Below are 12,338 nucleotides of genomic sequence, written 5' to 3'. Positions count from 1 at the left end.
TTCTGATGGCTCAAGAAGGTGAAGGTACCTATTATGTTCCGGCCCAGAGCAAGTGGCCGATCATTGCCTCGATAGGTCTTTTTACCATGCTGTTAGGTGCAGGCATGATGATGAATGACATGTCTGCCGGGGTAAAAGATTCGTTTGCACATTATGTGTTTTTTGGTGGCTCCCTGATCATGGCCTACATGATGTTTGGCTGGTTCAGTACTGTCATCGAAGAGTCTCAAAAAGGGCTCTACAGTGACCAGATGGACCGCAGCTTTCGCTGGGGTATGGGCTGGTTTATTTTTTCCGAAGTGATGTTCTTTGCCGCCTTTTTCGGAACGCTCTTTTATATTCGTTACTTTGCTGTGCCCTGGCTGGCTGGTGAAGGCGATGGTGTTTCTACCCATGAACACCTGTGGCCCGAATTCGAAGCGGACTGGCCACTTCTGACCAACCCGGATAATGAAACCTTTCCGGGAGCTCAGGGTTTAATTGATCCGTTCCATCTGCCTTTGATAAATACTCTGCTGCTGGTGGCTTCCAGTATCACTCTGACCATTGCTCACCATGCGCTCAGAAAAGCAGAAAGAACCAAAGTTAAAGTCTGGATGATTCTCACTCTGATCCTGGGCTTTGCCTTTCTGTACTTCCAGGCTGAAGAATATGCTGAAGCCTACAATGAGCTTGGGCTCACACTGAGTGCAGGTATCTACGGATCAACATTCTTTATTCTGACCGGATTCCACGGGGCGCACGTAACCCTTGGAGCCACTATGCTCCTGATCATGCTGATTCGCATCTATAAGGGGCATTTTGAGCCGGATAACCATTTTGCCTTTGAGGCATCCAGCTGGTACTGGCACTTTGTGGATGTGGTCTGGATCGGTTTGTTTATTTTTGTCTATCTGATATGAGGAGAGTCCGTCACTTCCTGGGGGAAGTGGCGGTAACCGACTCCTGTTGTTTAGCGGTACAGCCAGGGAGCGTTACTGTGAACATCTCCGAAAAGCCAGGCTACCACAATGATCAACATGATCAGGGCGGTCAGGCCGACCCGGGCGGTGAGCGAATTCACCAGTTTGGCGGAGTTGCCACCCCCTTTAAGTAGAAAATACAGACCTCTGCCCAGGCAGAAAAGCACTGCAAGAAAAAGAAGAACAATAATAATTTTTAACCACATATAAAGCTCCCTGCTGATCTTTTTAGACCAGAATAACAGTGGAGTTTGGTAGAGCACCAGATGTTGAAGTATAGCCAGTTTAGTTATCGCACTAAGTTGTCGCTGTTGGTGGTGCTGCTTTTGCCCCTTCTGGTCAAGCTGGGGTTCTGGCAGTTGTCCCGATATCAGGAAAAGCTCGAGCTTGAGCAAACCCTGACAGCGCGACAAACCATGCCTGCCATCAGTCTGTCTGATGTCAGCCAGTATGCTGATTCCATGTATCTGCCAGTCAGTGTCCGTGGTCGTTTTCTTTCTGATCAGGCCTTTTTCCTTGATAACCAGATTCACGAAGGGCGTGCAGGCTATGACCTGATCATGCCATTTATGACTGATGAGGGTCAGCAGCTGCTGATCAACAGGGGCTGGATGCCTGCCCAGGGCCGAGAATTACTGCCAGAAATACAAACGCCAGCAGAAGATTTGCAGTTAACAGGTAAGTTATACCGGTTACTGGGGACACCCTTTACCCTCGGGGAAGACATTTGGAGAGATGAGTGGCCAAAGCGCATTCAGGCAATCAACTTTGATCGCATGTCCGAAGCGCTGGGAAGTATTGTGCCTCACTACATCCTCAGGTTGGGAGGGAATCAGCCTGGTGCTTATCTGATTCGTCCGCTGACGATGAAAACTACCTCTCAGAAACATCTCGGCTACGCTATTCAATGGTTTTTAATGGCTCTGGTACTGCTTGGCCTGTATCTCTGGCAGATGCGATCGGCGGGTTTGAAAGAACAACCCGTTTTGGGTCAGAAACCAGACCTGAGCCAACAAAAACAACATGAACCGGTATCAGCGACCGGCAGAGGAGATAAATAATGGGACAGGACGTTGCCGCAAAGACGGCGGATAGACATGCCCACAATGGCAAAAGTTCCAGAGGTCGCTGGCAGCTGGCTCTGGTGATTCTTATGCCTGCTCTGGCTATGGGACTGGCCTGGTACTTTTATTTTTTTGGTACTCAGTTTGTGCCAGAAGGTCGCACCAATAAGGGGGAACTGCTTTTACCACCCGTCAGCTTTGAAAGCATGATGCTCAAGAAAAATCAGGAAGCTTTTGATCTGCAAGGACTGGAGGGACGCTGGGGCATTCTGGTATTCGGTGATGGCGCCTGCTCCGATCAGGCATGTCAGGATGCCCTCTATCAAACCCGGCAGGCACATCTTGCTCTGGGAAGAGACAGTGACCGGGTTATCAGGCTTTTTATCACACCGATATCAAACCCTGATGTGAACCAGAGCGTGTTGAACGAGCATCCTGACTTGATTCGGCTAGGCAGCACAAAAGAGTCGGTCTTTAACGCTTTAGGGAAAAACTCAGGGGAAAACTCAGAGGAAAAAAAGTGGCCCTCTAATGGATTTTACATCGTCGACCCTCTGGGCAACATCATGATGAAGTACCAGCCTGGGCAGTACGGTGGAGACTTGTTGAAGGACTTAAGGAAGTTATTAAAAGCTTCAAACATCGGTTGAAAGGTGTTCTATGACAACAGCATCGATTACAAAAACAATAAGCCGTACAAAACCCCAAAGAAAAGGATTTTATCTCTCTCTCTTTGCGACTTTGCTGGCTGCTGTCGTTGTCGGATTGGGAGCTTATACACGACTGGTGCATGCTGGACTGGGTTGTCCGGACTGGCCCGGGTGTTATGGCTTTCTGACGGTACCTGAAACGGCTCAGGAAATTGCCCACGCTGAAACATTATTTCCCAATGCGCCCGTCGAAGTGGATAAAGGCTGGGCAGAAATGGTTCATCGTTATGTTGCTGGTTCTTTGTTGTTGCTGGTTCTGATGATTGCCATTCAGGCATTCAAAAACCGGTCAGAGCCTGGGCTGCCTGTGAAACTGCCCATGTTTATTCTGGCGCTGATTATTCTGCAGGCTGCTTTCGGGATGTGGACTGTGACATTGAAGTTATGGCCCCAGGTAGTGACGGCGCACCTATTGGGAGGCTTCGCTACTTTCAGTTTGTTGTTTCTACTGACTCTTCGTCTGTCGGGTTTGAATTGGACGAAACTCCCCTCCTCTGAACAGAAAGAGCGAATACGAGGGTTGGCCGGTGCCGGGCTTCTGGTGGTGATCTTACAGATCTCACTAGGAGGCTGGACCAGTTCTAACTATGCTGCCCTGGCCTGTCCTGATTTTCCCATGTGTCAGGGACAGTGGCTTCCGAACGCTGATTTTGCCGATGGCCTGAATTTCAGTCAGTCCATCGGGCCGAATTATCTGGGGGGAAAAATGGACTCTGAAGCCCGGACTGCTATACATCTTTTACACAGATTGGGCGCTCTGGTGACCACAGTACTGCTGCTGATTCTGTTTTTTCAAGTGTTCCGATATGGCAATGCTCAGTCGTCTAATAACGGCCAAAGCAGTTTGAGAACACTGGCAACCTTGATGTTGCTGGCGCTGCTAGTGCAGGTTGCGTTAGGGATCAGCAATATCCTGGGCAGTCTTCCACTTTCAGTAGCCGTAGCCCATAACCTGGGAGGAGCTGTTTTGCTATTGACTCTGGTCGCTCTTAACTTCCGTCTGAACGTATCTGAAGGATTCGGTGAGGTTCAATCATGAGTAAGGTCATTCAAAAAAACGGCAGTGCATCTCTGCAGGAATCCGCTCACTGGCGCGACTATCTTGAGTTGACCAAGCCAAGGGTTGTTGCCCTGATGGTGTTAACCGTTGTCATCGGCATGTGTCTTTCTACACCCGGGCTGGTGCCACTGGATATTCTGATCTTCGGTAATCTGGGGATTGCCCTGTCCGCAGCTTCCGCCGCTGTCATCAATCATGTCGTTGATCGGCAAATTGATACCGTTATGGCCAGAACTCACAAAAGGCCCGTAGCCACAGGACGTGTTGAACCTCTTCAGGCTCTTCTGTTTGCCTTCACGCTCGGTGTACTGGGCATGGGGATTCTGGTCTTTCTGGTCAATGCCCTGACTGCCTGGCTGACACTGGCTTCCCTGATTGGTTATGCGGTGATCTATACACTGATTCTGAAGAGAGCCACACCTCAGAACATTGTCATTGGTGGTATTGCCGGTGCTGCTCCTCCCCTGCTGGGATGGACGGCAGTGACAGGACAGTTTGAAGGACACGCCCTGCTGTTAGTACTGATTATTTTTGCCTGGACGCCGCCCCATTTCTGGGCCCTGGCGATCCATCGCAAGGATGAATATGCCAAGGCTGATATTCCCATGCTGCCCGTTACTCACGGCGAAGCTTATACCAAGCTGCATATTCTTCTTTATACAGTGATCATGATTATTGCCAGTGTTCTGCCTTTCCTGACAGGTATGAGTGGCATTATCTATCTGGCCGGAGCACTGGCTCTGGGTGGACGTTTCCTGTACTGGGCGATTGCCCTGCTTCGCGAAAGCAGACCTCATGCCGCCATCAAGACATTCAGGTATTCCATCACCTATTTGATGTTGCTCTTTGTGGTGTTGCTGGTGGATCATTACGCGTTCTATTTATGGACTGAATGACTCAGTGGTATTTCAGGGAGCTGAAGGCATTTAGTATTGAGGCTGAGGGCTCTAGAGGATTTTTCATGACATCCAGGATGAAAGGCAGCGTGAATAAAACAGTATTGGTTCTGGTGGCTATAGTCGCGGTCATCATTGGACTGACATTTTATAAGCACATGAATAAACCGTCGCTGACTCTCGAGCAGTTGCAGCAAATGGGGACGGTGGTTTTCGACAAGCCACGTTCTTTTGAAATGAAAGGGATGGTGGACAACAAAGGGCAGCCTTTTACCAAGGCTAACCTCGAAGGGAAATGGTCTCTGGTGTACTTTGGCTACACCTTCTGCCCGGATATCTGCCCAACAACTCTGGGTCAGTTGAATCAGATGGACAAGTTGTTGAAAAAAGATAACCCTGAAATGGCCAATAAGATGCACTATTTCATGGTAACGGTTGATCCACGCCGGGATACCGTTGAAAAGCTCAATGGTTATGTTCCTCACTTCAACCCTGATTTTGTGGGAGTGACGGGTGGCCAGAAGGATATTCACAATCTCACGGTGCAGCTGAATATTCCCTACACGCCGGTGACTGATCCGGAAGATGAGTATTACCTGGTGGATCACGGAGCAAACCTGGCCATCATCAACCCAAGAGGCGATTACCATGGCTTTATTCGCCCACCTCTGGACTCTGACAAGTTGGCCAGAGTGATGGTTGCGGTTGATGAACTGTATAAAGACTAAGTGATCGTTAATAGCATCTATTGCCGTCTGACTACTTAGACGGCAATAGATGAATAAATGCTGAATGAAATCGAAATACTTCAGCAGGCAAAAACGTCTGACCGTAGGATGGAGGTACATAATAAGAAAAATAAAGCGAGCAAAGCATGAAAAACTGCCCTGCGTACTCCCTTTTTCTTGTCCTTTTTCCCTTCTTTTCCAGTCATTCCCTAGGAGCCTGTCGGACTTAACCAGCAAAACAGGTAAAATCCTAATTCCAGTACCAGTAACACTCAAAGCACTATGAATAAGTGGAAGTTCAAACCGGTCGACCGAAACACTCCCGACCTTTTCCCKGCCAGCATCCAGGATTATCTTCCAGAAGGTCATATGGCTCGCTTTGTGGTGGATGTTGTTGACCAGCTCGMCCTGTCTCCMCTGATCAATTCTTATCGAGGCMCAGGATCAAAAGGCTGGCATCCTGCCATGATGGTTTCACTACTGTTTTATGGCTATGCAACCGGTGTCTTTTCCAGCCGCAAGTTGGAGATGGCGACTCATGACTCCATTGCTTTCCGTTATATCTGTGCCAACCAGCATCCGGATCACGACAGTATCAACGCGTTTCGCCAGCGCTTCCGTCAGCACATTGAGGCGTTGTTTGTCCAGATCTTAATGATTGCTCAAGAGGCGGGTTGGTTGAAGCTKGGCAATGTGAGCCTGGACGGTACCAAAATCAAAGCTAATGCCAACAAGAGTAAGGCTTTGAGTTATAAACACGCTTGCAAGCTGGAGAAACAGTTGAAACAGGAAGTTGCAGAACTTCTGGKCATGTCAGAGCAAGCGGATAAAAATGAGCTGCCCGAAGGGCTGTCGATACCTGATGAACTCAAGCGGAGAGAAGACCGACTGGCCGKTATCAGTAAAGCAAAAGAAGAAATAGAACGWCGGGCTGAAGAGCGATACCAGCAGGAAAAGGCCGAGTACGAAGAAAAGGTTGAGCGCCGTAAAGCCCGTAACAATGCAGGCAAGGCACCACGCCCGCGAGAACCGGGAGCACGGGATAAAGATCAGGKGAGTTTGACTGATCCGGATTCCCGAMTCATGCCAGCACCGGGCGGMGCCTTCGAACAAGCTTMCAATGCWCAGGGCACTGTCGATAACGAAAGCGGCTTGATCMTCHCCCGCCATGTCACTCAGTCAGCTAACGACAAAAAAGAAGTGGKTCCTACACTGGCTCAGCTGAAAATATTGGAGCCGGTACTGGGTAAGGCGGCGGGKCTTCTGGGAGATTCAGGCTATTTCAGCAAAKCCAAKGTTCATGCTGTGGATAAAGCAGGMCTGACGCCTTACATTGCGATTAGCAGAGAAGCTCATAACTTGCCATTGCTGAAGCGKTTTCAACCGGATGATCCAGAACCAGATGGKAGKGCCAGTACGGTGGAGTGGATGCAGTGGCGTCTGCAAACACGAGAAGGACGGGCGATTTAMAGMCAGCGAAAACATAMGATAGAACCGMCCTTTGGGATACAGAAAGAAGMCATGGGGKATCGGCGKTTCATGGTGCGAGGGTTGGACAATGTGACAAAAGAGTGGKCGCTGGKTTGTCTTGCGTATAACTTGAGGCGGATGTTCAGCCTGAAACAAGTGAATGAAGAGCAGTGGTTGGAACTGGTCTTGTTGGCGACTTATCTGTGGCACTATTGGGCTGATCTGAGGCCAAGAGTGAGAAAAATCATAAGGACAAGTTGAAAATGTAATGCGCCGGAGAGGGTTTTATAAGTTCTCTCCGGAATAGTCAGAGTCTGAAATTACTTGAACTGCGTTTATGGGTTCAAGTCCGACAGGCTGCTAGGAGCCTGACCAAGAATAGACAGCCCGGCCTAAAGTCCAGAAAGATCGGCCATATTTTCCGTTGAATTTGATTAAATAGGTCAACTATTCACACAAATCCAACGAAAAACCTGGCTCGATCTACTGAACTTTATTCTCGAGCGCTATTCTCGGACAGGCTCCTAGACCAAAGCAGGATGAGTAATTCTCTCATCCTGTTCTACTCTTCTTCTGAATCTAACCTTTCTTCAGCTTCAGGTCTCTTCCCATGAATAATCAAGGGCTCTCTGCTGCCAGAGCATCTGCTCTTATTGCCTTGCTCTCATTCCTCCTCAGTGGCAACACTCTGGCAGATGTTGACTGTTCATTACAAAAAGATGAACAGATTCCCTATGAGCTGCTGCTGGGTAATCTTCTGCTGGGCACCGAAATGAATCAGACCAGTCAGGACACTCTGAAGCGGCTGAACCTGAATATTCTTACTGATCTTGCCTACGCAGACAGCCCATTGATCAAAGACCCCATGATTGATGTCTTTATCAAACTCTTTGACATTGATGTCACAGAATTACTGCATCCCGACATAGGCTGGTACAAAAACTTCAATGCTTTTTTCACCCGGTCCTTGAAACCAGGTGCACGAACTATAGATCCTGACATCAACACTCTAACCAGCCCTGTTGATGGTCTGGTTTCAGAAACAGGAAGAATAGATGGCCTGCAAATGATTCAGGCAAAAGGAAAGTTATACTCTTTGGTTGATCTTTTACACGGCAATGATCAATTGGCTGAAGCGTTCTTCAAGGGCTCATACGTCACTTTCTATCTATCACCCAGCAACTACCACAGAGTGCATATGCCTTTTTCAGGCACATTGAGAACCCTTACCAGCATTCCTGGAACCTTGCACAGAGTTGATCCACGACACGCGGAATCGATCAATAATCTCTATGCAGTCAATGAGCGAATGATCGCAGTGTTCGACGGTGATCACGGCCCATTCATCATGGTGCTGGTCGGTGCTGAAAATGTGGGTCGAATAGAAACCAGCTGGATGTGCATAAAACCGGGTATGAGTAACAAGCCTGTCACCATTGACTACCAAAAGGATCAACCACCGGTCAGGAAGGAAAAAGGAGAAGAGATGGGGTTATTTAACCTGGGCTCTACGGTTATTTTGCTGTTTCCTGAAGATCAGGGAACTCTTGAGCTAAAAGCGGGTGAAAAGGTCAGAATGGGAGAAAAAGTGGGCCATTACTGATCGGTGAGTGGCTACTCACAAAGACTGAAGAGCAAAACGATCAATCTCTGTTAGATTTAAGTGTTCAGAAAAACGCTCAGGGATCAGAGGCAAGCTCAATCAGTCGATCAGAGAATAATATGATCCTTAGAACAATTGTCCTACTTTTGTCATATACGCTGTTGCTCTTTCATGTCCATCTTGCAATTGCAGAAGAGGACAACCCAGATCTAAAGCGACTAAAAGAGTCATACCAGCAAGCAGCCCCAACAGAACTGTTTGGCCACCACTTTCTTAATCAGGGACAGCTGGATATCTACAAGTTGTTCCTTGCTCAACTGGATACTGAAGAGATTGAAAGTGAGCTATTTCAACATCAACTGATGCTAACCACCCAGTCTCATCAATCGATAGGTGATGCCGTTTATGTAGCCAAAGCAGCCAGAAACCTGCTTAAATCAATGCCCCTCCTAAATTTAGGGCTGGCTGTTGATACGACTTCTGAAAAAGCACTGCGACTTCCCGGGCTCTTCCCTGATCATCCATTTGACTGGTATTGGCTCAGAGAAGGAGGAAATCCGGAAGATGCCGCTGCGAATCTGGAAGCCTCTCAATTTATTCTTATGCTGGGAGCCATTACAGGGAAAGCGGTTGACCCTCTCAGAACCCAAAATGGCTTATTTATCGGTGCATCAGTCAGTGAGCTGGAGAGCCTTCATAATTGTGAAACCAGCGACTGTCGCCGAAAACAACTGGGATGGGTGCAACGCACGATAAATGGGGCTGCCTATGATTACGTTGAGGAGATTTTAAATAAGGACTACTTCAAAATTGAGTATCAGGACATTCAGGATGTTCGATTCAACGATCCTGAATCCTCCTTCGATGCCTTCAGCAAGCACATAAGGGAATATCGATTTAAGTATCAAGGCTATCTGGAAGAGCCTGCCTATCGAGAACGAAGAACCTTTGCAGAAGATCCAACCAGTTATTGCACACCGGTATCAAAACTCATGTCCTGCTATCGAGTTCCACGGTTTGGTCTGGAACCCCACAGTGCCGGAATCCTGATAGACACAGAGCTAACCGAACAATTCAAAGCATTTAACAACGAGCCAGAAAGCAGTCCATTTATTCAGGCTCTTGAAGCGCTTCCCCAGGTAACCCGACAAGTTCTAACCGGCCACGAGAGAAAAGAGAAGCAATTAAAAGCCTTTCAGGCAGGAGCAGGTTATTACTTTACCTACTTCCATCATCTCAATGGCAAGTTGGGATTTATCGCTTCATTGGCTCAAGCCTACCCTGAACAAGACCAGACAATCATAATGTCGCTTTCCGAAGAAGAGCTGAATACCAGTTTTACCTATGCAAAAAGTGCGTTGAAACATGCTCAAGTCAACACTGTTCATCTATGGTCAACAGAGGCTACTCCCAGAACCCTTACCCTACAGGAATTAGAGAATGGCATTACTCTAACGCTTGTTGACCCTGGTCACCTGCCGCACCAAGCCATGATGGCTCTGATGCTTCTGTCAAAGCCCGTGGTAGGTGTTTCTGGTGATAACACATTGAGTGAGGCTCTTGCGCTGGGCAAGCTTCCCTACCCTGAAACCATACCCCATAACCTTTTTACCCGTACTCAGCTGGGCCTGTTGTCGTCGAATGGAGATCTGAAAACTTTCTACGATACGATTTCACCAGAAGATGTGGGAGCTGCCTGGAAAAAACTGGAAGAAAAGCCAGAAACCATCCGTCAGTTCGCAGCAAGTGTAGTCGAGCAATACAATGCTGAACCGCTGCTACAAGCCATTGTGCAATCGGCCGTAACCCCCTCAGCAGAGGTTCGGGACTTCCTGAATAAAGCTAGATACACCGTGAGCAGTGCCAAAGATTCAGAGAATCAGTCACCCTGTTTTCTCGACTACGAAGCAGATGAACATCAAGCAGACATTGTCAGAATGAAGTGGTTACTCTCTCGATTGAAAGATAAGTCTGCAAAGCCTGAAACTGAGGACCAGCACTCACCAGATCTTGAACCACTGAGCAATGAAATACAGCGTATAAGCAGCCAACATTTAAGATTACTGATGCAGGAAGCACTGTACGACTATAAGAAATTACATTGAGTACAGAAGGCAGTGCTGTGGGAAACCCCGCAGCACTCACATTAATAAATAGAATTACGAAGAACAGACTATCACGCAGACTTTTCTTCCAGACCTAATGTTTTGAGAGCCAATGCCTTGGCTGCCCGATAATCAGGCTTAGCCGCCGGTGTCCGTTTAATTTCGTCCACCAGAATCAGCTCTCTGGGCGCTTTGTAGCGGGCAATTTTACTGGAGCAGAAGGCAGCCAGATCCTCCATGGAGGGCTGTTTACCCTGACGGGGATGCACAATAGCCGCTACCCGTTGACCAAACCGTTCATCCGGAACACCCACAACAACGGCATCAAAAACATCGTCGTGTGCTTTCAGGGCAGCTTCGACTTCTTCAGGGAAGACTTTCTCACCGCCGGTATTAATACAGCCGGAACCTCTTCCCATCAATTGAACCGAGCCATCTTCCAACACTTGGGCAAAATCACCGGGAATGACCCAACGCACGCCGTTACTGTCGGTTTTAAACGTAGCATCGGTTTTCTTCTGATCTTTGTAGTAGCCCAAAGGGATATGACCGCTTCGAGCCAGTCGGCCAATCTCGGGACTTCCGGGCTTCAGAGGTACCAGATTTTCATCCAGAATCTGAGTGTGTTCAGACAGAGTGAATCGAGGACCCGCAGCTTCTTCGTCTCCCATATCCATCACGGCACCGTTGTGGCCTGTTTCTGAAGCGCCGAAACTATCCAGAATCATACGGTTGGGTAACAGTGCTTTCAGTTTATTTTTCACCGGCTGACTGAGAATAGCGCCTCCAGAAGAGACCACCATAAGTCCATCCAGTTTGTATTTTCCGGTTTCGATGACATCAGCAATGGGTCTTGCCATGGCATCACCTACCAGCATCAGGGATAGACCTTTCTCATCCTGGGTGAGTTTAACGACTTCATCGGCATCAAAATGTTTGCCGGTATACAGAATGAATTTACCACCGGTGAAAAAGGTAATCATGCAGGTCCAGGTGCCGCCTCCGTGCATCATGGGAGGAGGACAGACTGTCGTCAGTGGAAAGCTGTTCTTAACGACCTCACCTAACTCTTCAGGCTGCTTGATGGGATCACCGGAGGGGTTACCGCCCTGCATAGCGGCAAAGAAGATATCTTCATGACGCCACATGGTGCCTTTGGGCATACCGGTCGTACCACCGGTATAAATCATATAGACATCGTCGCTTGAACGACCGGTAAAGTCTCGCTCAGGACTGGATTCAGCAAGTGCCTTTTCATACTCAAAAGCATTCAATGCTGAGCTATCATGATCACTGCCATCTTCAATCACGGTAAAACTTTTTAACAGTGGCAGTCTGGATTGAATGGCTTCCAGTAAAGGAGTAAAACTGCGCTCATAAACGGTAGCGACAATGTCAGCGTCGTCAAAAATATATATCAGTTCATCTTCAACGTAGCGGAAGTTGATATTAATCGGCACAGCCCGGATTTTGAAACAGGCAATCAGGGCTTCAATCCATTCCACCCGGTTATAGGCATAAATAGCTACATGCTGACCGGCTTCCACACCGCTGCTGACCAAATGATGAGCCAGACGATTCGCTCTCACATCCAGTTCAGCGTAGGTACGACGCTCACTGCCAGCGACCAGAGCCTCATTTCCAGGTACACTGTCCACCACCTGCTCAAACAGATCCGCCAGATGAAATTCCATGGGATGACCTCAATTATTCTTATTTTAAGATAGGCGCCTTATTTGT

At 48.2% G+C, this 12,338-nt stretch carries 11 protein-coding genes; 9 read left to right on the top strand and 2 right to left on the bottom strand.

All coding sequences use genetic code 11. The features are described 5' to 3' along the window. Positions 1 to 5: 5 nt before the first annotated feature. On the top strand, positions 6 to 902 hold the full coding sequence (locus tag WG89_RS07575; RefSeq protein WP_062263633.1) for a cytochrome c oxidase subunit 3: 897 nt from the start codon (positions 6 to 8) through the stop codon (positions 900 to 902). Positions 903 to 952: 50 nt separating this feature from the next. On the opposite strand, the gene WG89_RS07570 is transcribed toward WG89_RS07575, so the two are convergent. Further along, the gene (locus WG89_RS07570) at positions 953 to 1,168 is read right to left on the bottom strand and encodes a twin transmembrane helix small protein (protein ID WP_062263630.1); all 216 of its coding nucleotides are present in this window, start codon (positions 1,166 to 1,168) and stop codon (positions 953 to 955) included. A 60-nt stretch (positions 1,169 to 1,228) separates the two neighbouring features. Between WG89_RS07570 and WG89_RS07565 the strand changes: the two genes are divergently transcribed. The 8 genes from WG89_RS07565 to WG89_RS07530 all read left to right on the top strand — a co-directional run bounded on the left by WG89_RS07565 (position 1,229) and on the right by WG89_RS07530 (position 10,598). Then, a complete protein-coding gene (locus WG89_RS07565; protein ID WP_062263627.1) occupies positions 1,229 to 2,023 on the top strand; it encodes an SURF1 family protein in 795 nt (264 codons plus the stop codon). Next, complete coding sequence (locus WG89_RS07560) at positions 2,023 to 2,676, top strand: hypothetical protein (RefSeq protein WP_062263625.1); 654 nt, start codon at positions 2,023 to 2,025, stop codon at positions 2,674 to 2,676. Before WG89_RS07565 ends, WG89_RS07560 begins: the two co-directional genes overlap by 1 nt. 10 nt (positions 2,677 to 2,686) lie before the next feature. Then, positions 2,687 to 3,775 carry a COX15/CtaA family protein gene (locus WG89_RS07555; RefSeq protein WP_062263622.1) on the top strand — a complete coding sequence of 363 codons (1,089 nt, stop codon included), beginning with the start codon at positions 2,687 to 2,689 and terminating at the stop codon, positions 3,773 to 3,775. Further along, positions 3,772 to 4,692, top strand: coding sequence for a heme o synthase (gene cyoE, locus WG89_RS07550; RefSeq protein ID WP_062263620.1), 921 nt, complete (start codon positions 3,772 to 3,774; stop codon positions 4,690 to 4,692). The genes WG89_RS07555 and cyoE overlap by 4 nt, the downstream gene beginning before the upstream one ends. Before the next feature lie 65 nt (positions 4,693 to 4,757). Further along, complete coding sequence (locus tag WG89_RS07545) at positions 4,758 to 5,420, top strand: SCO family protein (RefSeq protein ID WP_172806738.1); 663 nt, start codon at positions 4,758 to 4,760, stop codon at positions 5,418 to 5,420. A 282-nt stretch (positions 5,421 to 5,702) separates the two neighbouring features. Continuing rightward, entirely contained in the window at positions 5,703 to 7,151 is a 1,449-nt protein-coding gene (locus WG89_RS07540) for an IS1182 family transposase (RefSeq protein WP_414630389.1), read from the top strand. Positions 7,152 to 7,500: 349 nt separating this feature from the next. Beyond that, the gene (gene asd, locus WG89_RS07535) at positions 7,501 to 8,493 is read left to right on the top strand and encodes an archaetidylserine decarboxylase (RefSeq protein WP_062263614.1); all 993 of its coding nucleotides are present in this window, start codon (positions 7,501 to 7,503) and stop codon (positions 8,491 to 8,493) included. Positions 8,494 to 8,612: 119 nt separating this feature from the next. Further along, positions 8,613 to 10,598, top strand: coding sequence for an SGNH/GDSL hydrolase family protein (locus WG89_RS07530; protein ID WP_153301473.1), 1,986 nt, complete (start codon positions 8,613 to 8,615; stop codon positions 10,596 to 10,598). A 71-nt stretch (positions 10,599 to 10,669) separates the two neighbouring features. Here WG89_RS07530 and WG89_RS07525 read toward each other — a convergent pair whose 3' ends face one another. Then, positions 10,670 to 12,292: an acyl-CoA synthetase gene (locus WG89_RS07525; RefSeq protein WP_062263608.1), complete on the bottom strand. Its 1,623-nt coding sequence runs from the start codon at positions 12,290 to 12,292 to the stop codon at positions 10,670 to 10,672. Between the last annotated feature and the right edge of the window lie 46 nt (positions 12,293 to 12,338).

It is taken from the genome of Endozoicomonas arenosclerae (genome assembly GCF_001562015.1).
In the GTDB taxonomy this organism is placed as follows: domain Bacteria; phylum Pseudomonadota; class Gammaproteobacteria; order Pseudomonadales; family Endozoicomonadaceae; genus Endozoicomonas_A; species Endozoicomonas_A arenosclerae.
The sequence above is the reverse complement of the archived record's forward strand: the minus strand, read 5'-3'. Positions and strand labels throughout refer to the sequence as shown.